This is a genomic window from Bacteroides sp. An269, from assembly GCF_002159755.1.
GTDB lineage: Bacteria > Bacteroidota > Bacteroidia > Bacteroidales > Bacteroidaceae > Phocaeicola > Phocaeicola intestinalis.
Genome location: NZ_NFJG01000082.1, coordinates 1 through 20,168 on the forward strand (window position 1 = coordinate 1; position 20,168 = coordinate 20,168).

The window sequence follows — 20,168 nt, forward strand, 5'->3', positions numbered from 1 at the left end:
GGAAGAAAATTAATGCCAGACCGAGAGAAAAACTCAATTTCTTGACTCCGGCTGAGGTCTTTTTCAAAAATATTTCGTAATGTTGCACTCGCTGGTTGACTCTGCCGTGAGTTTGTGAGTTTGTTTTGCACAATTTTTCTTAAAAACAGCAGGATATCTGAATAAATTTACGTATGTTTGTTATTCATTAATAACTAAGACGTATGAAAACAGACTTGAAAATATCTCCTTCCCTGCTTGCTGCCGATTTCAGCAATCTGGAACTAGAACTTGAGAAGGTAAATCAGAGTGATGCCGACTGGTTGCATATTGATATCATGGACGGTGTGTTTGTACCGAACATTTCTTTTGGATTTCCCGTATTGAAATATGTGGCGAAACTTTCACAGAAGCCATTGGATGTACATCTGATGATTGTGCAGCCCGAGAAGTTTCTCCGTGAAGTGAAAGAGTTGGGGACAATGATGATGAATGTGCATTACGAGGCTTGTGTGCACTTGCATCGGGTAATACAACAGATAAAAGATGCCGGTATGAAGGCTGGTGTGACACTGAATCCATCCACCCCGGTATCAATGTTGGAAGACATTATCAATGATGTGGACATGGTACTGCTGATGAGTGTAAATCCTGGATTTGGTGGACAGAAGTTTATTGAAAATACCATAAATAAAGTACGTGCCTTACGTTCATTGATTGACCGAAAGCAGGCTGATGTGTTGATAGAAGTGGATGGAGGAGTAAACTTGGAAACAGGTGCCCGGCTGGTAGAAGCGGGAGTAGATGTGTTGGTGACAGGAAGTACGGTGTTTAAGGCACCCGATTTTGGAGAAATGGTGCATCAACTGAAATCATTGGCTCATTGATGTGCTTGACCGTTTGACTGCTTACCCGTTGTTCCGGTTGACTCTTGCTTTGGCAACCGGAATTTTTGTTTCCGGATTTTTCTTTTCGGAAATCACATGTGTGTCAGAGCTGGAGATAGCATGGGGATGTACTTTTGTAATTGCTTTGGCATGCTATCCTTTGAAAGTTTACCGGTGGCGGATGCTTTTCGGGATAGTGGTTTATGTGAATGTCGCTTTATTAGGGGCAGTCTTGTTTTTATCAGAGCGGGAGGCGATTCGTTATGCATGGGTAAAAAAACCGGTTGTTTACATCGGTACAATCATGGATGTTCCTCATCATAAGCCGAAAACCATGCAGGCAGTGGTGCAAGTAGAATGTATGAAAGTCGATTCGGCACAGTGCTGGCAGGCTGTGGACCGGAAAATTGTGTTATACTGGATGCCGGATTCTATTCAAGGTGTATTGTCATGCGGTGATCGTTTGGTCTTTCGTTCACGTATCAGTCGTCCGGTTTCGGATGTTGAACTTTCCGGTTTTGATTATGGATTGTATCTGGAGCGTCAAGGTATCGCAGGTACTGCGGTAGCCTTTGCCGGAGACTGGCAGAAACTGAAGAGCCATACAAGTCTTTCTTTCCGGCAGCGTGCTCTGCTTTATCGTGAGCAGATTGTTCGTATTTTCCAGTCGTGGGGGTTGGAAGGAGAAGTTCTTGCTGTGGTTTCGGCACTTACGGTAGGGGATAAGAGCGAGTTGACACAAGAATTGAAAGATTCGTATACGGCTGCAGGAACCAGTCACATATTGGCATTGTCTGGAATGCATATTGTTCTATTGGCTTTCATTGTGTCGTGGATACTTTATCCTTTGCGATATGTACGTGGTGGAAAATGGCTCTTAAGTATTTTGGTTGTAATTTTTTTATGGAGCTTTGCTTTTCTTTCAGGTTTAAGTCCTTCGGTGATTCGTGCGGTGGTCATGTATACTTTGTGTGTGGTGGCTGCCGTATTTACAGAAAGTAGGTTCGCAGGTGTCTCATCCGTTTCGTTGGCTGCTTTTTTGATGTTGCTTTATCAGCCGATGTATCTGTTTGATGTCAGTTTTCAGTTGTCTTTTGTGGCCGTATTGTCTTTGCTGGTTATTTATCCGTTGGTGGAAAGGCTGTTGCATAGTCGTTGGTGGGTACTCAATTATCTTTGGCAATCTTTGGCAATATCGTTTGCAGCCCAGCTGGGGACACTTCCTTTTATCTTGTGTTATTTCGGTACATTTCCTACTTATTTTTTACTTGCCAATCTGGTTGTGACTCCTTTATCTGTTGTTATTTTAGCATTGACGCTAATCTGTTTGGTATGCGGAGCGATATCTTGGCTGGTGAAAGGATTGTCTTTGTCAGTGCAAGTATTGAATGGGATAATGGAGTGGGTACAGGGGTTGTCTGGGTCTCAAATTACGTCTGTTTATTTTTCTCCGTTGCAGGCGTGGCTGTTGGCTTTGTGTATAGTGGCAGCTTTATTGTATGTTTCCCGTAGGTCTGCCCGGAAACTGATTGCAGTTTTGTGTTGTTTGGATGTTTTAATGGTTACATTTCTTGTTGACCGTCTGGTTCCGACAGAGGATTATCTTTATTTTTCTCGTTCTGGTATCTATACAAAGCGCGAGCGCAATGTCGTGCAATTATTTGCAAAGAATGGTATCTGTCAAATAAAAACATTACGGGTAGCACTGGCTAATGATGCACGCTGGAAAGACAAAGAAGTAACGGAACGGCTTCCGCTTGACTATATTTATATATGTAAAGGATTTAAAGGAGATATGGAGGATTTGACTGCTCTTTTCCAGTTGAGGAAGGTTGTGTTTGATAATGCATTGAATGAATCGTATAAAAAACGATTGAGGGACGAATGTGAATCATTAGGGATAGCTTGTGTGGATATGACAGAAAAGGGTTCGTATGCTGTATTGATAAAGTGAAGATAACTTCGTCTGGTGTAAGATTAATAATCTTCCGCTTGTAAGATTAATAATCTTACAGCCTGAAGATTATTAATCTTACAGCGGATGGACTTATATGAGTTTGCCGACGCACCTATATCCGCGGGCTTCCGCAACCGGCTGCGTCTTGCTATGAATTCTATCTTTTGTTCACGCTTTCTTTTCTTTGATGAATCCCACACAGCAAGCACCGGCAAAGAGCAATATGCCAGCCAGTACCAGCATATTTACTTCGGGAGGAACATTGCCTTCACGGGTGAATAAATGAAGTATTTGTCCTCCTGTAGCGGCTGCTACAATTTGTGGGATGCAGATGGTTCCATTGAAAAGTCCCAAATATGTTCCCATGTGGCCGCCCGATAGTGAGTTGGTCAGGATGGTGAACGGAAGAGCCAGCATGGCAGCCCAAGCGCAACCTATCAGCAGGAATGCAACAAACAGCAGGTATTGATCGTGGATGAAGAAGGTAGACACAAAGCCGATGCCTCCCAGTACCAGACTCAAGGAATAAACTAGCTTGCGGCTCTTGAATGAAGGCAGGATTACCGCCCATATAACCGAACCGATGGCCTGTACGGCAAATAAAATACCCACCCAGTCGCCTGCATTTTGGTATTGTTTCGATTGTGTATCGAGTACCAGCGAGGTTATTCCGTCTTTCACGATTTCGACAGAAGGTGTGTCGAATACGTTGGCGGCTACCGTTCCGTTAGTGTATGTCCACATGAACATGAATGCTGCCCAGCAGAAGAACTGTACCAGCCCTACCGTCCAGAAAGCTTTCGGTGCTTTGACCAGCAGGCGGAACACATTTGTTTTTTCTTCTTCTCCGCTAGTGGCAATGCCATGGTATTCGGCATAGAGTTGCGGTGGATATTCTTTCACTTTCACGGTGGTGTAGATAACACATAGGATTAAGATGGTGGCGCCTACGTAGAATGAGTAGATGACCGAGTCGGGGATAACACCTTTGGGAGCGATATTGCTGATGCCAAGAGTAGCGAAAATAAAGGGAAAGAGGTAGCCTGCAAGGCTTCCGGCATTGCAGAGGAAACTTTGTATGGAATAGGCAAGTCCCTTTTGTTTCTCGTTTACCATGTCACCTACCATCATTTTGAACGGTTGCATGGCGATGTTGATGGAGGTGTCGAGCAACATCAGTGAGAACAGACCGAAAACCATAGCTGCCGATACGGTCATACCGAAGCTCCCGGCATTGGGTAGCATACACATTACCAATACGGCGATGATGGCTCCGATGAACAAATAAGGGATGCGCCTGCCGAAACGGCACCATGTACGGTCGCTGAACACTCCGATGAGCGGCTGTACGATGATTCCCATTAGGGGAGGTAGTATCCAGAAGTAACTCAAGCTGTGAGGGTCGGCACCCAGCGTGGAGAAGATGCGGCTAATGTTGGCGCTTTGCAGGGCGTAGGCTATCTGTACGCCGAAAAAGCCGAAACTGATGTTCCACAGTTTCCAGAAACTAAGGTTAGGTATTTCTTTCATGGTTTATGAGTGTTTTTATAATCTTATTGTTTCGAATAGCACGCGACTGCACGGACGACCTACAATCGTCCGTGCAGTCGCGTAATTATTTTTATCTTCCGCTTTCGTCTATCATCCGGCGTATTTTGTCATTGAAGGCATCTTGTTTAATCAGATTTTCCAGTGTGAGATGCATACGCCAACGCCAGTAGTGTTTCGGGTTGGCGGGCACGTTGATGCGTTCGATGGTTACATCAGGGTTGCGCAATTGTTCATCCATTGCCAGCCAGTCCTGCCATGTCAGGATGCAGAGCATTGATGGGCTGTATAGGTGACGGCGCACAACATCCTCGCACAGCCATCCCGGAGCATGTTCAGGCAAATTTCCCCAGTGTCCCAGTTCGTGATAGAAGAATCTGGCAGCTACGTTTCGGTCTTCTTCCCACCAACCCCGGAAGGTAGACATGTCATGTGTACCAATGGTACATACCGAGCGGAACGGATAGGAGTGTACGTGTCCGAACTCATCTTGCGGGTTTTTCGGCATGCGTTGGATTTCGAGCGAAAGGATTTGCAGTTGTTCCATTACCCAGGGTACGCAGTCGGGCACCATTCCCAAGTCTTCGCCGCATACCAGCATCGAGGTGGCTTGTGTGAGGATAGGTAGCTTTTTCATTGCCTCGTGATACCAGAATTCATTGTGGCGGCGGTAATAATAATCATTATACAATCGGTTGAAAGCATCCTGTTCCTGTCCGGTCAGTTGGCGGTAGATGTAATCGTTCTGCACAGCAATGCGTGGATGGTACATTGTGGAGTTGTCACGGTCGGGGATGAACAGAACATTGCTTACCAGTGCATACAGTCCTTCTTTCAGGTTGATACTTTCGGTGTCTGTGCGTCCGGCAAAGTATGCTTCTATTTTCCGTTGGGTGTCAAATTCGGGGCGCATCGAGTAGATGTCGTGGTGTTCATGGCGCACAAAGGTGTCGCGCACTTCCTGACTGCGTGTTCCGAACATTTCGTCCAGCATGTGGTCGTTGATGAAAGGACGGGTCATGAAATCTTTCTGGAAATGCAGTCCATAACTTTCTATCTCTTCCACGCTCATCGGGAGCGATGGAACGAACTGTCCCAGCAGTCCATGAACAGAGTGGATAGGAATTTCCCAAATGCGGAAGAAACCCAGGATATGGTCGATGCGGTAAGCGGTGAAGTAATTTGCCATTTTACGGAAACGGCGTTGCCACCACTGGTAATTGTCTTTTTCCATTACCTTCCAATTATAGGTTGGCATGCCCCAGTTTTGTCCTTTGGTAGAAAACGCATCGGGCGGTGCACCGGCCTGTCCGTTCATGTTGAAATAATAAGGTTCTACCCATGCTTCTACGCTGGTGCGGCTGATACCGATGGGGATGTCGCCTTTGACGATGACGCCTAGTTTACGTCCGTAGTTGCAGGCATCCAGCAGTTGGACATGAAGCAGGTACTGCACGTAGCAGTGGAACATGGTTTCGGGATAGGCTTCGTTGTCAGGTGTGCACAGTTGTTCGGCTGTTTCCGGATGGTAAGTGCTGTAATCTTGCCATTGGTGGAAGTCAGGTGTCTGGAACTTGTCGCGCAGGTAACAGAATGCTGCATACGGGCGTAGCCATTCGGCGTTCTCACGATAGAATTCGCAGAATCCGTTCGAGTTAAGTACTGTATCTTGTTCCTGTTGGAAAATAGCTTTTAGGTAAGCTCGTTTCCACTGGTTCACAGCTTCGTAGTCTACTTGTGGCAAAGCGTTCAGTTCGTTGCGCTTCTGTTCGAATGTGATGGCAGATGCCTGGTCATTCAAGGCTGGAAGTTGCCGTAAATCGACATACATCGGATGGAAAGCATAGATGGAAATGCTACTGTATGGATACGAGTCGGTCCATGTACCGGTCATTGTCGTGTCGTTGATGGGGAGGACCTGTACGGCACGCTGGTGTGTGTGTGCAGCCCAGCGGATGAAACTTTTCAGGTCACCAAAGTCGCCCACGCCATAGCTGCCTTCAGAGCGGAGCGAGAATACAGGAATGGCACATCCGGCTATCTTGTAGCTTTCGCTGGCGAAGAATACTTCTTCTTCGGGAGTGACATAGGTCTCACCAGGCTGGAGCGACGGAGGTGTGATGCTGCGGTTTTCGTGTGCTTCCCATTCGGTTATGCTACCGTCTTCAGGAGAGAGGGTGACATACTTATATGTGAAGTCAGGGGGCAATATGGTAGCATCTATTGCTACTTGCCATTCATTAGGCTTTACTTCGTGCATGCGGAGGGGAGCTGTTTCGCCCCAGTTGCCTAATGTCTTGCAGTTACCGGTGATGCCTAATATGCGCGTGCTTTTCCCATTCGACGGGCATAAGGCACGGATGACGATGGCTGTATCGTTTCCGGGTGTCGGGAGTGTTTCGATGCGTTGTGAAACATTTTCACCACAAAATGCAGAACTGAACCGATAAGAAGCGGCAGGCAGGTCTCGCCACGTATCTTGCACCAGATAATGACGTTCTTGTGTGTCGGTTATATATAAAATGTGTGGCAGGATACCCCATTCACGTCGGATGCGGCAGTTGTCTTGCCATACTTCATAACGGTAAGTGACGAGTGGGACGGGTGTATCGGGCAGGTAATCGGTTTGTCCTTGCCAACAATAACCGTCTACAGTGGTCAGTTCTACAGTGGTCTTTTCGTCTATAAGAACGCGGAGGTTTTCACCCCAGTTCGTGTGATACTGAATTCGAAAAATAATTGTCATACGTTATCTTGGTATTAGAGTGATTTAAGAATTATCTCACAAAGATAGGGAGACTGGACGGAAACCACCCTTCGAATAATGAAAATATAAATTAAATTAAGTGGAAATAGCGGTCTCAGATATTTGTAGACGCGATTTTGGATAATAAAAATATAAAAAAGCTGTAGTTGCTTTTCCTGTTTTAGTAAGGTAAGTTTTAGTGGTTTCTTTTGTTTGTATCGGGAGAAAACCGGTATGAAATAAAAGTGAATGCTTCTATAAATACCTCATGCGGAATGATGAAAATGCCTAATAACCAACTTGATAAAACTACGTTAAAGTTCTATATTTTTTCTATCGGTTTTTCTCATGTAATGAAAAGGTGTATCTTTAGCTACAAATTCATTATCTAACTTAATAAAAATAATCCATGAAGTTAAGACACTTGCTGATTTTGCCGGTATTGGCGGCTATGGGTTGCCAGTCCGTAAAAAACGATTATGAATCGTTTGCTGATTATCCGGTCGTGAAAGGTGACTGGGAAGAGATGGTTTATTCACCGCAGGAAACCCGGTTTGCACTGTGGGCGCCTACAGCAGAAGAAGTGAACCTGAAGCTGTATGCCGAAGGTCAGGGAGGGCAGCCTACGCGTACGGTGGCGATGAAGGCAGCCGAAAATGGTTTATGGCGTGCCGAGGTATCTGAAGACTTGAACGGTCAGTTTTATACGTTCGATGTAAAGGTAAAAGGGGTATGGTTGGGCGATACGCCGGGAGTATGGGCGAAGGCAGTTGGCGTGAATGGAGACCGGGCCGCTGTCATCGATCTGAATGCGACTGACCCTGAAGGTTGGGACAAAGACGTGCGTCCCGAACTGAAAAGCTTTGCCGACATAGTTCTTTATGAGATGCATCACCGGGATTTTTCCATCGATTCTTTATCGGGAATCGACCACCGAGGCAAGTTTTTGGCTCTGACGGAGAATGGGACAAAAACGGCTCGCGGGCAGAAAACAGGCATCGACCATCTGAAAGAGCTGGGTGTAACACATGTTCATATTTTGCCTTCGTTTGATTATTCATCAGTGGACGAAACGAAGCTGGATACTCCTCAGTACAATTGGGGATATGACCCGAAGAATTATAATGTGCCAGATGGTTCTTATTCGACCGACCCGTATGCTCCGGAGGTTCGTATCCGTGAATTTAAACAAATGGTGATGGCACTGCATCAGGCAGGTATCCGTGTGGTGATGGATGTGGTGTATAATCATACGGCAGTGACCGAAGGGAGCAATTTCGAGCGTACCGTTCCCGGTTATTTTTATCGTCAGACACCGGAAGGGAATTTTGCCAATGCTTCGGGGTGTGGTAATGAGACAGCGTCTGAGCGTGCCATGGTGCGTAAATATATGGTGGAAAGTGTGAAATACTGGGTGAACGAATATCATGTCGATGGTTTCCGCTTCGACCTGATGGGCATTCACGATTTGGAAACCATGCGTGCCATCCGTAAAGCTGTAGACGAAATAGACCCTACTATTTATATATATGGAGAAGGTTGGGCTGCAGGTGCGCCTCAATTGCCGATGGATTCGTTGGCGATGAAAAACAATATTGACCGCTTGTCCCGCATCGCCGCATTTAGCGATGAGTTCCGTGATAGCTTGCGCGGACCTTTCGGCAATGATGCCCAAGGTGCTTTCCTTGCCGGATTGAAAGGGCATGAGGCTGGTATTCGTTTCGGTATTGCAGGCGGCATCGAGCATCCGCAAGTCAATGGCGAAGGGGCTCATAAAGTGCCTAAATTCTGGGCATTACAGCCTACACAATTTATCAGTTATGTAAGTTGTCACGATGATATGTGCTTGGCAGACAGGCTGAAGGCTACTATGCCACAGGCTTCGGTAAATGTGCGTAAAGATTTGCATAAGTTGGCATTGACAGCTGTATTGACTTCTCAAGGCGTGCCGTTTATCTTTGCGGGCGATGAAGTGATGCGCGACAAGCAGGGTGTTCATAATTCATTCAATAGTCCGGATGAAATCAATGCCATTCATTGGGAACTTAAAAAACAAAACCGAGACTTGTTCGATTATGTAAGCGGACTTATCGCAATGCGGCGTGCTCATCCGGCTTTCCGTATGGGGGATGCCGATTCGGTACGTAAATATCTGGAGTTCTTACCTGCAACTGAAGATAATGTGGTTGCGTTCCGCTTGAAAGGACAGCCTAATGGAGATGCGTGGACGGATATAACGGTGATACTGAATGCGCGCGACCATGCTACGTCTGTAGAATTGCCGGCAGGTGTTTGGCAGGTAGTATGCCGTGACGGACGGATTGCTCCAGATGCCGGATTGGGCACGTTGCAAGGAGGAAAGGTGAGCGTAGGCGCACGTTCGGCGTTGATTCTGCATCGTTAGTCATCTGTATGATTTTTATACCGAACACAGAGGCGCAGAGACACGGAGGAATAAATATAGAGCCTGTTTAAATTTTCCAATAAAGTAATATTCTATCAGGTTCTTTTGCGTTTGTTTCCGGTCTGTTTTTCCGATTTTATTCGTCAGATAGCCCGCTATCCTCTTCATAAAATCAGAAAAACATTCTCGAAAACAATTCGCAAAATTAACCTGAGCAAAATTTAAACAGGCTCATAGAGGTCAAAAAAATAAAACACTGTGCCTTCGTGTCTCTGTGTCCCATTCATATTTTCACAAACCGATTTTTTCTACTATCATAGATAGAATCGGTTTATAAGCGTAATAGGTTTTATATTCCAGCCCGTGGAATATACGTTCCAGCCCGTGGAATATACATTCCAGCCCATGGAATATACGTTCCGGCTGGTGGAATATAAAATATAGTGTAGTTTTGTAGAAAAGGTTGACTGCTTTAAGCCTTATTCGTAGTACGGGTTGACTCGTATTATTACTATTCATGCACAGGGTTAACCCTGTGGCCTTTTTTCGATGAGGATTGCAGTTTGATGAAATAGTATTTCTTTATAGTAGGATTTGTATGATGAGAATAGACCATATTGCTTTGTATGTAAATGAGTTGGAAGAAGTGAAGGCGTTTTTTTTTCCGCTACTTCGGGGCGGTTTCCAATGAGATGTATCATAATCTGCGGACGGGGTTACGTACGTATATCTTGTCCTTTGGCGATGGGGCAAGGCTGGAAATCATGTCGCGTCCCGACATGAAAGATGAGCCGAAAGATATGTTCCGCGCCGGGTACATTCATTTGTCTTTCGCTGTGGGAAGCCAATCGGAAGTGGATCGGTTGACCGGACTTCTTTATGACAATGGTTATCGGGTGGTAAGCGGTCCGCGTATTACAGGTGACGGCTATTATGAGAGTTGTATTGAGGGCCCGGAAGGCAATCTGATTGAGATAACCGAATGAATTTTTGGCTTGGGGAATCCTGATATTTTCAATTTATCCCTATCTTTGTACCCTCAATTTCAAATAATAAAGGTATGTTATCTAAAATCATTCTTCAAGCCAATATCGATAAGGTTGCCAAGTGTTTCGAGGCTGCCGATAAAATAGTGATTGTTTCCCATGTGTCGCCCGATGGGGATGCTATCGGTTCTTCACTGGGATTGCTTCATTTTCTGGAGACACAAGGGAAGGAGGTTCGGGTCATTGTGCCGAATGCATTTCCGGATTTTCTGAGATGGATGCCGGGAGCCAAGGACGTACTCCGTTATGATAAATATGCTGAATTTGCCGACAAGTTGGTTGCCGAAGCGGATGTGGTTTGTTGTCTGGATTTCAATGCTCTTTCGCGTATTGATGCATTAGCAAGTCCGGTGGCGGCAGCGCAAGGGAAGAAAATTCTGATAGACCATCATTTGAATCCGGAGACCTTTTGCCAAATTGTCATTTCACATCCCGAAATCTCTTCTACTTCTGAACTGGTGTTCCGCCTGATTTGCCGGATGGGCTGTTTTGAAGACATTACCAAGGAATGTGCCGAATGTATCTACACGGGGATGATGACCGACACGGGCGGTTTCACATACAATTCAAATAATCAGGAAATCTATTTTATCATCAGCGAGTTGCTTTCGAAAGGCATTGATAAGGATGAAATCTACCGCAAGGTGTTCAACACTTATTCTGAAGACCGCTTGCGGCTGATGGGTTATGTGCTGTATGACAAGATGCAGGTGTTTCCTCAGTTCCGTTCTGCCCTGATAACACTGACCAAGGGCGAGCAGGGCAAATTTCATTATGTGAAGGGGGATACGGAAGGATTCGTCAATATTCCGTTACAGATAAAGAATATTTGTTTTTCGGCTTTCCTCCGTGAGGATACTGAAAAAGATATGATTAAGATTTCGCTCCGTTCGGTAGGGAATTTCCCTTGTAATAAGGTGGCGGCCGAGTTTTTCAATGGAGGGGGACACCTGAATGCTTCCGGTGGTGAGTTTTATGGCACGATGGCAGATGCTGTCCAACTTTTCAAGCAGGCATTGGTGAAATATGAAGATTTGTTGCTGAAGAATTGAATTTGTGTTATATTTGTACCGTATAACATTAAATAAGAGCAGCTATATGAACAAACGGCATTACCTGATGGCGGCAATGTGTCTGATGACGCTTGCTGCATGTACCCAAAAGACTGAATTGCCCGAAGACCCGAAAGACAAGGAAGAATATCGTGACAGCCAAGGCAACAGTTGGATATACAACGCGATGCTGATGCGCTGGGCATTAATGCCTTCGGCGATGAACGGGTTGACTACGACACATTATTATTATCCGAACACGGGTTCGTGGACAGACGCTAATGGTACGCGGGTCAATGCACCTTCGGGAGTGAAAGTAAGCTCTCCTGCTGGAAGCAAGTCGAAATCGAGTGGCCGTGTGTTCGGTTCGTCACACCGTTCTTCGGGTGTTCATGCATAAAGATGAGGCTATATGGAAAGGAAATATGTTACCCCCCGAACAGATTATCGTGAAAAGATAGAGGCATTGGGATTTGATTTCCACGGCGATTATTGGCGTGAGGAGGCTTATTACCAATTTACATCGGACGAAATCGGCCGGCTGGAGGAAGCTACGGCAGAAGCTTATCGTATGTATTGTGAGGCAGCAGGATACATCATTGAAAAAGAACCGGAATGGATGGAGCGTTTCTTGCAGCTTCCGCCGGAGATTTGTCAACGTATCCGGGAGTCGTGGAATGCGGATGAACTGAGCTTATATGGACGTTTCGACTTTATGCTGGATGAAAAGGGGACACCACGTATATTGGAATTCAACGCTGATACACCTACTTCGTTGCTGGAGGCTTCCGTGATCCAGTGGCAATGGAAAGAAGATGTTTTTCCGGATTGCGACCAATACAATGGCATTCACGAAGGTCTGGTACAGTCGTGGAAAGATATTTTCGCATCAGGAAGCAACTTGCATTTTGCCGGTGTGCTCGACAATCATGAAGATTCGGGGACACTGCAATACTTGGCAAGTACGGCTATGGAGGCTGGCTATTCTACCCGTGTGCTTGATATCAATGATATGGATTTGCAGGACGGTTGTTTTTATGACCCAAGTGGGGAACGCATTGAGCATTGCTTCAAGTTATACCCATGGGAGTGGATGGCAGATGAAAGTCCGGACGGGTGTCTGGCTTCGTTGACATGGCTGGAGCCGATATGGAAACTGGTGATGTCGAACAAAGCCATTCTGACAAAAATATTCGAGTTGTTTCCCGATTCGCCTTATGTATTACCTTGTTTTCTTTCACGTCCCCAGGAGGGGGTGTATTGTAAGAAGCCGGTCTTTTCGCGCGAGGGGCATAATGTAAGCGTGGTTGAGATACGGAACTGGGAGGAGCGTCCTTTGCTTCGCGAGACAGAGGGTGATTATAATCAGGGTGCTTATGTTTATCAGGGATATGTGAGGCCTACGGTATATGGCGGGCGCTATCCGGTAATCGGCTCGTGGATTGTGGGTGGAGAGCCGGCAGGTATCGGCATCCGTGAAAACCGTATGGAGATAACCGATAACCTGTCGGAGTTCGTGCCACATGTAATAGTTAATAATTAATTAATAGGCCAACTCCTGGTTGGTTTTATTAGAAACTGTTTCTTAATTATTGTTATTTCATCCCTCTTGCCTTGTAGATGCGTTCCTTGGCATTATTGATGTTCTGGAATTTTTCTTCGGCAGCTTTACGAATGTCTTCGCCAAGGGTAGCTACACGGTCGGGATGATGCTTCAAGGCAAGACGGCGGTAGGCGGTACGCACTTCGTCATCAGTTGCCGAGGGGTCGATTTCCAATACCTTGTAGGCATCTGCCAGCGAGTCACCTCCCAGGTTTAACATCGATTCTACTTCCTTTTCTGAGAGTTGCATGGCTTGTGCCACTTCTTTCAGGGCTTCAATTTCTTTTTCACATACTTTACCGTCGCTCTGTGAAATCTTCACCAGAAAGTCCAGCAGTTGCAGGCGTTCTCCATAGGAGAGATTGGCGGCGATTTGTGCGCCACATTCGTGTATGGTATTGCGGAAGGCATATGGGTTTGTAGCGTCCATCCGTTTTTGCTCCTCGAAGAGGTTAAGTAGGATTTGTTGTCCTTCGTTTACAGCTTCTTCACCGAAATTGGTACGCAGGAAGCGGCGTACGAATTCCATTTCGCTATGCATGATTCTTCCGTCTGCGCGGATGATGTACGAGGCCATGACAAGCATAGAGAATAAGAAGCTGTTCCGTTGTCCGGTATTGGTTTGTGTATCACCGTTTGTCGTGTCAAAAGAGTTTTGAGCCTCGGTCGCCTTGTCAAATAGGGAGCCCAGCACGTATCCAGCCAAAGCTCCGAGCGGTCCTCCCATGGCGATGAATCCCATGATGCCGCCAATCCATTTTCCTAATTTCATAGTCGTGTTGTTTTTATGCCGAAAGCAAAAGACGCAAAAAGCACAGAGAGTCATTTATTGTTTGTTTGTGTATGCATCTCCGTGTTTTTTGCGTCTTTGTGTGTTTTCGGGAAATTACTTTTGTTGGGGTTGTGTATAGATAATGTTCATTTGAATTTTCTGGTCTTCATCGGTCGATTCGTTGAGGTCTTTTCCTCCTATCAGCATGGCCGAATTGACGCTCAAGTCATTGTCTACACCAATGACATTGCTATTGGCATCGGTTTCCGTACTTACTGGTATCAGTAATACTTTGTCCCAGTCCGGGTTATCGGCTTTCCACTGTTCCCATTCGGTTTCACCTTTTTCTATTTCCGGTCTGATTTCGCTGAAGATATTCGCTATCAACCGGTTCAGTTGTGAGAAAGAGTAAGCATTGTTTGTACTGCTATATGTGGAAAGGAACGATGTACGATTGTCATTTACTTCGTTGTTTTCGAAGAAGCTTTTCATGTCTTTTGCCCTTATCATCAGCAGGGTGGTCGGGGTTCCCATTTTATATGGACTGCTGCTCTGGTCTCTCATTTTCTCGAACGAGAGTGAAATAGAATTCAATGTATCGCTCTTGTGATCTTCGTAGATTGTTTCCAGAGGAAGTGTTACTTTGGTGCATAGCCCGGCAGGTGTCTTCAGATACGTGCGTGTAGGGTCTTCCACCAGATTTTGCAGTCCTGAGTTTTGGAAACGGGTAGACATGAAGACTTCCTTTGTTGCCGTCATCGGCACAACGCCCGTATATAAAGAGTCGGCGGTATCGGCCGAGTTCCTGCCTAGATAAGAAACCGTCAGGTGCAGGTAAATATCTGAAATATAAAGGACGGAACCTTCACCGTTTGTTACGTGTACATAAAATCCTTTCAAGACGTTGTTGATAAAAGATTCTGCATCTTTGAAATAAGGATGTACGGTAACGCCGTTTTCTTCTACGCTATAGTCGTATTTGCTTTTGAAATTGTCACAGAATGCTTTTCCCAAGTCAATGGACACATGCGGGTAATAGTCGCTGGTGTTGTAAAGTGAGTCACTGACGGTTTTGTCGTATGCTGTATAATCTTTCGTAGCTAACGGAAGACTCTGCGGGTTATAGAAACGTGTGGGATCCAGGTTGGTATAATAGAGGTTCTTGTCCAGTCCGTTGTCTTGAATGGCTGTGGTAAGGGTGTCGACCTGTACACGTAAGGTAGCCAGAGAATCACCGAAATAGCTGGTGTAGTAAAGTCCCAGCGTTGCTTCGTCGATGCTTTGCAGGCGGTCGGGAAGCTGGAAGTTTTCGGGACAGTTTATCTGTACGAGGAAGTCGGACGTAAATGTGCCATATCCTTCATCGGTAAACTTGCCCAGATAGGCTGTATTTGAACGGGAATATACCGAGTCCAGCAAATACGATTCTGTAGATACTGTATATGAATCGGATTTGGCAAGGATAAAGTCTTCATCAGCGACAAATTGTCCGATTCCCGTTGTTTCATCATCACAGCTGTAGAGTGTAGCGGCTGTCAGTAGTCCTATTGCCGCCCAGAACTTAAGTTTCATTGTTTTCTGATTAATTGTTATAAGTTCGTCTTATTCGGCGTCGCCAAGCACCTTTTTATAGAGTGCATCGCAGGCGTCTGCATACGTATTTTCATCGGCTTGGTAATCTATGGTAGGAAGATTCAAGCTGCGTGCGTAATCCATGATGGCAGGGTTTACCTTTTCGCTGTTTTGCACTACGCCGTCCGAATAAGTGATAGCAAGTTTGCATAACTCTTCATAATCGACAGGATTTTGTACCATCTTAACATCATCGGGAGTGATTTCTCTGTAGATTACTTGTTTGGTGAAGTCCGGGTTCAGGTTTGACTGGAATCCGTTGCCGTACACCGAGAATACCACTTTAGAATCTCTAAAGGAAGGCTCGTCGTAGTATGCTTTTTTGATGAAGAGCGGAACCACGGCGCTCATCCATCCGTGACAATGGATGATGTCGGGACACCAGCGTAATTTTTTTACGGTTTCCAATACACCCCGGGCATAGAAGATGGCTCGTTCGCCATTGTCTTCATATTCTTTTCCTTCTTCATCGGTTGTCATCAGCCGGTGTTGGAAATAGTCGTCATTGTCGATGAAATAGACCTGGCGGCGTGCAGCTTGTATAGAAGCTACTTTGATGATTAAAGGATGGTCTGTATCATCGATGATAATGTTCATGCCGGACAGGCGTATGACTTCATGCAGTTGGTTACGCCGTTCGTTGACATTGCCCCATTTGGGCATGAATGTCCGGATTTCCCAGCCTTTGTCTTGAATAGCTTGGGGAAGATTCTGACCGATTAACGATAGTTCACTTTCGGGTACGTAAGGAGTAATTTCTTGTGTAATGAATAATACTTTTTTTGCACTCATGTTTCTACTATTGCTCATAAAGGTTGTGCAAAGGTACAAAAAAATCAGACCACTTTGTTAATTTGTGCACGTTATTTACCTTATAGTTTGTTAATCTGTCTGTGGATGGTGCTTTTTTGTAAAAACTGCTTTATTATTTGGTAAAAATGTGGTTACTTTGCACCTGTTTTTAGAAAAACATTGGGTTTAATTATCAGAAAAATGGAATTAATTCAAACTATTCATGAGCTTCGTGCGAAGTTGGATGTACTTCGGGGCGAAGGGAAAACCATTGGTCTGGTTCCCACAATGGGAGCTTTGCATGCCGGTCACGCTTCATTGGTGAAACGCGCCGTTGCCGAGAATGATGTAGTGGTGGTCAGCGATTTTGTCAATCCCACCCAGTTTAATGATAAGAATGATTTGGCGAAGTATCCGCGTACGCTGGATGCCGATTGCCGGCTTTTGGAAGCGTGTGGCGTCACGTTCGTATTCGCACCTTCGGTAGAAGAGATTTATCCCGAACCGGACACACGTACGTTCAGTTATGCTCCGCTGGATACGGTGATGGAGGGCAAATATCGTCCGGGACATTTTAACGGTGTATGCCAGATTGTGAGCAAGCTTTTCCTGATTGTAGAGCCTACGCGTGCCTATTTTGGTGAAAAAGATTTCCAGCAGCTTGCCATCATCCGTGAAATGGTACGTAAGTATCCTTTTTCGTTGCAGATTGTGGGTTGTCCCATCGTACGTGAGGCCGATGGGCTGGCATTGAGCAGTCGTAATGCCCGTTTGAGTGGAGAACAGCGTATGCAGGCTTTGCAGATATCGAAAACCCTGTTTGCCAGTGTAGATTATGCCAAGGTGCATTCGCTGGCAGAAACAAAAGCATTTGTGGAAAAGGGTATTGAAGATGCTGAAGGGTTGCGTCTGGAATATTTCGAAATTGTAGACGGGAATACCTTGCAGCCTGTAAGTTCGTGGGACGAAAGCGGCTACATTGTAGGTTGTATTACTGTATTCTGTGGGGATGTACGTTTGATAGATAACATTAAATATAAGGAGTGAGCGTGTGATGATGATACAAGTACTGAAGTCGAAGATTCACTGTGTAAGTGTTACTGAGGCAAATCTGAATTACATGGGCAGTATTACGGTAGATGAGGATTTGCTGGATGCCGCCAATATGATAGCCGGCGAAAAGGTGCAGATTGTGGATAATAATAACGGCGAGCGTTTCGAGACTTATATAATAAAAGGTGAGCGCGGATCTGGGTGCATTTGTCTGAATGGTGCAGCCGCCCGCAAAGTCCAGGTAGGCGATACCGTGATTATCATGTCGTATGCATTGATGGATTTTGAAGAAGCCAAACACTTCAAGCCCTCAGTGATTTTCCCTGATACGGTGACGAACAAGCTTGTTTGACAATTAATAATTAATAATTAAGGGGGATGCCGGAATAGTGTTTGTTTTTATTCCGGCATCCCCTTGTTTGTTTCAGTCTGCCTTTTCTTTGATGATACCGGTGCGGTATCCCACCAGCAGCTTTTTAAGGTCTTCTATCTGAATACTTAATTCTTTTCCTTTGTCGGTGTCTTTCACCATCATCCGCTTGGCACTCATTTCTACGATTTGAGTGGTCGATTTAATGTCAAGTCCTTCTTCGATGGCTCGCTGGGTGGAGGTGAACGGTTCGTGCTGTACCAGTTGGAATCCGCGCGAGTGGTACACCAGGGTATAGCCTGCAATACCTGTTTCAGGCTGGTAGGCTTTCGAGAATCCTCCGTCTATTACCATCAGTTTTCCGTTCGCCTTGATGGGTTTTTCACCTTTTCCGGCTTTTACCGGTACATGTCCGTTGATGATATGCCGGTGTTCGCCTTCCACACCGAACTCGTCCAGGATCATGTCGCAGATATCTTCGCGGTCGCGTAACTGGTAATAATATCCTTTTGTTTCCACGTGCGTTTCCTTGTCTTCGATAAAGTATCGTTCGAAGGTGGCCATTTTGTCTTTGTCGAAGGCGGGTGAGTCTTTTCCGCACCACAGGTACCAGATGTAATCCAGGGCGAATGCCTTTTCTTCGCTTTCGCTTTCATCGAAATAGGCGGTACGTATCAGTTGTCCCACACGTTTTAAGAGAGCCTGTCCTTTGTAGCTTTCACCTAAAATGTCGATTTCTTTCAAGGTACCGTCGGCATTGAGCGGCATGGAAGCGTGGAACAGCAGGTTCGAGTTGCATACGTTGTACATGCATCCGTAGCGGAAGAGGCATTTCATGTGCTTGCGTAGTTTTTCGCTGCTTGTAAATGATTTGTGCAACTTGTCTACCACATCACGTTCCTCGTCGGTCAGCCGGTAGGGGTCTGATGGGTCTACGGTAGGGAAGAAACTATCGCGTAGCAGATATTCTTTGCCGTTAAGTGTGATGGTGTGTTTCTCGAAGTCGATGTGGTGCAGCAACATGCGGTCTTCCATCCTGAATTCCGGGCGGCGGCGGATGATTTCGGCTTCCAGTTTGAACTGGATGATGCTGATAGCCTTGTGCATTTGTGCTATCAGGCGGATGGTTTTTGCACTGTCTGTATTAAGGGTATCGTCAATCTTTGGTTCGAAGAACGAGCAAGGGTCATCGGCATAAGTATCCATGGCGAATGTGGCGAGAGGCAACAGGTTGATGCCATAGCCGTCTTCCAGCACCGAGAGGTTGCCATAACGCATGGCGAGCCGGAGTACATTGGCGATGTTGCAATCGTTTCCCGATGCGGCGCCCATCCACAAGATGTCGTGGTTTCCCCATTGGATGTCGAAGTTGTGATAGTCGCACAGGGTATCCATGATGATGTGCGGACCTGGTCCGCGGTCGAAGATATCGCCTAGGATGTGAAGCGAGTCGATGGTCAGCCGTTGGATAAGGTTGCTCAATGCCACGATGAAGTCATCGGCACGGTGTGTGTCGATGATGGTACTGATGATGACGTTGATGTATGCCTGCTTGTTGGGGTCCATGCTGCTTTCGTGCAACAATTCTTGTATGATGTAGGAAAATTCTTCGGGCAAGGCCTTGCGCACTTTCGAGCGGGTGTATTTCGATGATACATTCTGGCATACCTTTACCAGCTGGTTCAGGGTGATGACGTACCAGTCTTCCAGTTCGGTTTCCACTTCCTTTACCAGTTGCAGTTTCTGTTCGGGATAATAGATAAGTGTGCACAATTCTTTTTTTTCCATTTCGCGCAACGTATTGCCGAAGATTTCGTTCACTTTTCGTTTGATGGCACCCGAAGCATTCCGCAATACGTGTTGGAACGCTTCATATTCCCCGTGCAAGTCGGCAAGGAAGTGTTCCGTACCTTTGGGAAGGTTCAGAATGGCCTCCAGGTTGATGATTTCGGTGCTGGCAGAGGCTATGGTCGGGAAGTTGTGCGAAAGCAGTTCCAGGTATCGGAGGTCTTGTTGTATCATCTCCGTTGTGATTTGGTTGTAGGATTTCATATCTTCTTCAGGTTAAAAATGATAATCAGCAATTAACAATTAATAATTAATAATTGGCAATTAAAGGAGAACGGGTAAAGCGGTCGTAATTGTTAAGAAGCTGTTTTGAATTTCTCCAAAAAGTTTTTCTTGGCTTGATGTATCCGTTTTCGTGTGTGCTTTGGGTGATTTTTTGGTCCTTTTCGCTCCTGTTCTTCGTCAGATAGCCCGCTATCTTCCTCATCACAGAAGCAAAAATGCCTCAAAAACTCATCCCAAATCATCGCACGATAAAT

At 45.7% G+C, this 20,168-nt stretch carries 15 protein-coding genes and 1 pseudogene; 9 read left to right on the plus strand and 7 right to left on the minus strand.

Annotation, left to right across the window (positions count from 1 at the left end):
- Positions 1-203: 203 nt before the first annotated feature.
- Positions 204-866 (plus strand): ribulose-phosphate 3-epimerase, encoded by a 663-nt coding sequence (rpe, locus tag B5F71_RS13715; RefSeq protein ID WP_087211302.1) that lies wholly within the window; start codon positions 204-206, stop codon positions 864-866.
- 100 nt (positions 867-966) lie between these two features.
- Positions 967-2,820: a ComEC/Rec2 family competence protein gene (locus B5F71_RS13720; RefSeq protein WP_241148610.1), complete on the plus strand. Its 1,854-nt coding sequence runs from the start codon at positions 967-969 to the stop codon at positions 2,818-2,820.
- 171 nt (positions 2,821-2,991) lie between these two features.
- Here the strand turns inward: B5F71_RS13720 and B5F71_RS13725 are convergent, their stop codons facing one another.
- Both B5F71_RS13725 and B5F71_RS13730 read right to left on the minus strand, forming a co-directional pair.
- Positions 2,992-4,353 (minus strand): MFS transporter, encoded by a 1,362-nt coding sequence (locus B5F71_RS13725; RefSeq protein ID WP_087211308.1) that lies wholly within the window; start codon positions 4,351-4,353, stop codon positions 2,992-2,994.
- Positions 4,354-4,444: 91 nt separating this feature from the next.
- Complete coding sequence (locus B5F71_RS13730; RefSeq protein ID WP_087211310.1) at positions 4,445-7,117, minus strand: 4-alpha-glucanotransferase; 2,673 nt, start codon at positions 7,115-7,117, stop codon at positions 4,445-4,447.
- 409 nt (positions 7,118-7,526) lie between these two features.
- On the opposite strand from B5F71_RS13730, the gene pulA reads away from it, so the two are divergent.
- The 5 genes and pseudogenes from pulA (at position 7,527) to B5F71_RS13760 (ending at position 13,162) form a co-directional block, all read left to right on the plus strand.
- On the plus strand, positions 7,527-9,521 hold the full coding sequence (gene pulA / locus B5F71_RS13735) for a type I pullulanase (RefSeq protein ID WP_087211312.1): 1,995 nt from the start codon (positions 7,527-7,529) through the stop codon (positions 9,519-9,521).
- 601 nt (positions 9,522-10,122) lie between these two features.
- Positions 10,123-10,507 (plus strand): annotated as a pseudogene (locus B5F71_RS13745) (VOC family protein).
- A gap of 74 nt (positions 10,508-10,581) precedes the next feature.
- Positions 10,582-11,619, plus strand: a complete 1,038-nt coding sequence (locus B5F71_RS13750) for a bifunctional oligoribonuclease/PAP phosphatase NrnA (RefSeq protein WP_087211316.1) — start codon at positions 10,582-10,584, stop codon at positions 11,617-11,619.
- 46 nt (positions 11,620-11,665) lie between these two features.
- Positions 11,666-12,019 carry a hypothetical protein gene (locus B5F71_RS13755; protein ID WP_022038945.1) on the plus strand — a complete coding sequence of 118 codons (354 nt, stop codon included), beginning with the start codon at positions 11,666-11,668 and terminating at the stop codon, positions 12,017-12,019.
- Between the two features lie 12 nt (positions 12,020-12,031).
- A complete protein-coding gene (locus tag B5F71_RS13760) occupies positions 12,032-13,162 on the plus strand; it encodes a glutathionylspermidine synthase family protein (protein ID WP_087211319.1) in 1,131 nt (376 codons plus the stop codon).
- 52 nt (positions 13,163-13,214) lie between these two features.
- Here the strand turns inward: B5F71_RS13760 and B5F71_RS13765 are convergent, their stop codons facing one another.
- The 3 genes from B5F71_RS13765 to B5F71_RS13775 all read right to left on the minus strand — a co-directional run bounded on the left by B5F71_RS13765 (position 13,215) and on the right by B5F71_RS13775 (position 16,418).
- The gene (locus B5F71_RS13765) at positions 13,215-13,994 is read right to left on the minus strand and encodes a DnaJ domain-containing protein (RefSeq protein ID WP_087211322.1); all 780 of its coding nucleotides are present in this window, start codon (positions 13,992-13,994) and stop codon (positions 13,215-13,217) included.
- Between the two features lie 114 nt (positions 13,995-14,108).
- Positions 14,109-15,566 carry a DUF4270 domain-containing protein gene (locus B5F71_RS13770; protein ID WP_087211325.1) on the minus strand — a complete coding sequence of 486 codons (1,458 nt, stop codon included), beginning with the start codon at positions 15,564-15,566 and terminating at the stop codon, positions 14,109-14,111.
- A gap of 30 nt (positions 15,567-15,596) precedes the next feature.
- Positions 15,597-16,418: a glycogen/starch synthase gene (locus B5F71_RS13775; protein ID WP_022038941.1), complete on the minus strand. Its 822-nt coding sequence runs from the start codon at positions 16,416-16,418 to the stop codon at positions 15,597-15,599.
- 201 nt (positions 16,419-16,619) lie between these two features.
- Between B5F71_RS13775 and panC the strand changes: the two genes are divergently transcribed.
- Complete coding sequence (panC, locus tag B5F71_RS13780; protein WP_022038940.1) at positions 16,620-17,465, plus strand: pantoate--beta-alanine ligase; 846 nt, start codon at positions 16,620-16,622, stop codon at positions 17,463-17,465.
- A 7-nt stretch (positions 17,466-17,472) separates the two neighbouring features.
- A complete protein-coding gene (panD, locus tag B5F71_RS13785; RefSeq protein WP_022038939.1) occupies positions 17,473-17,823 on the plus strand; it encodes an aspartate 1-decarboxylase in 351 nt (116 codons plus the stop codon).
- Between the two features lie 72 nt (positions 17,824-17,895).
- On the opposite strand, the gene B5F71_RS13790 is transcribed toward panD, so the two are convergent.
- Together B5F71_RS13790 and B5F71_RS20335 are read right to left on the minus strand one after the other, a co-directional pair.
- Positions 17,896-19,893: a fructose-1,6-bisphosphatase gene (locus B5F71_RS13790; RefSeq protein ID WP_087211328.1), complete on the minus strand. Its 1,998-nt coding sequence runs from the start codon at positions 19,891-19,893 to the stop codon at positions 17,896-17,898.
- 92 nt (positions 19,894-19,985) lie between these two features.
- On the minus strand, positions 19,986-20,168 hold a 183-nt coding region (locus B5F71_RS20335), incomplete at its 5' end, for a hypothetical protein (protein WP_206423846.1).

Excerpts from the sequence above, each read along its gene's own strand:
- B5F71_RS13755 (WP_022038945.1), top strand. The coding sequence starts at position 11,666 with ATGAACAAACGGCATTACCTGATGGCGGCAATGTGTCTGATGACGCTT.
- rpe (WP_087211302.1), top strand. The coding sequence starts at position 204 with ATGAAAACAGACTTGAAAATATCTCCTTCCCTGCTTGCTGCCGATTTC.
- B5F71_RS13770 (WP_087211325.1), bottom strand. The coding sequence starts at position 15,566 with ATGAAACTTAAGTTCTGGGCGGCAATAGGACTACTGACAGCCGCTACA.
- B5F71_RS13760 (WP_087211319.1), top strand. The coding sequence starts at position 12,032 with ATGGAAAGGAAATATGTTACCCCCCGAACAGATTATCGTGAAAAGATA.
- B5F71_RS13765 (WP_087211322.1), bottom strand. The coding sequence starts at position 13,994 with ATGAAATTAGGAAAATGGATTGGCGGCATCATGGGATTCATCGCCATG.
- B5F71_RS13725 (WP_087211308.1), bottom strand. The coding sequence starts at position 4,353 with ATGAAAGAAATACCTAACCTTAGTTTCTGGAAACTGTGGAACATCAGT.
- B5F71_RS13775 (WP_022038941.1), bottom strand. The coding sequence starts at position 16,418 with ATGAGTGCAAAAAAAGTATTATTCATTACACAAGAAATTACTCCTTAC.
- pulA (WP_087211312.1), top strand. The coding sequence starts at position 7,527 with ATGAAGTTAAGACACTTGCTGATTTTGCCGGTATTGGCGGCTATGGGT.
- B5F71_RS13790 (WP_087211328.1), bottom strand. The coding sequence starts at position 19,893 with ATGAAATCCTACAACCAAATCACAACGGAGATGATACAACAAGACCTC.
- panC (WP_022038940.1), top strand. The coding sequence starts at position 16,620 with ATGGAATTAATTCAAACTATTCATGAGCTTCGTGCGAAGTTGGATGTA.
- B5F71_RS13750 (WP_087211316.1), top strand. The coding sequence starts at position 10,582 with ATGTTATCTAAAATCATTCTTCAAGCCAATATCGATAAGGTTGCCAAG.
- panD (WP_022038939.1), top strand. The coding sequence starts at position 17,473 with ATGATGATACAAGTACTGAAGTCGAAGATTCACTGTGTAAGTGTTACT.
- B5F71_RS13730 (WP_087211310.1), bottom strand. The coding sequence starts at position 7,117 with ATGACAATTATTTTTCGAATTCAGTATCACACGAACTGGGGTGAAAAC.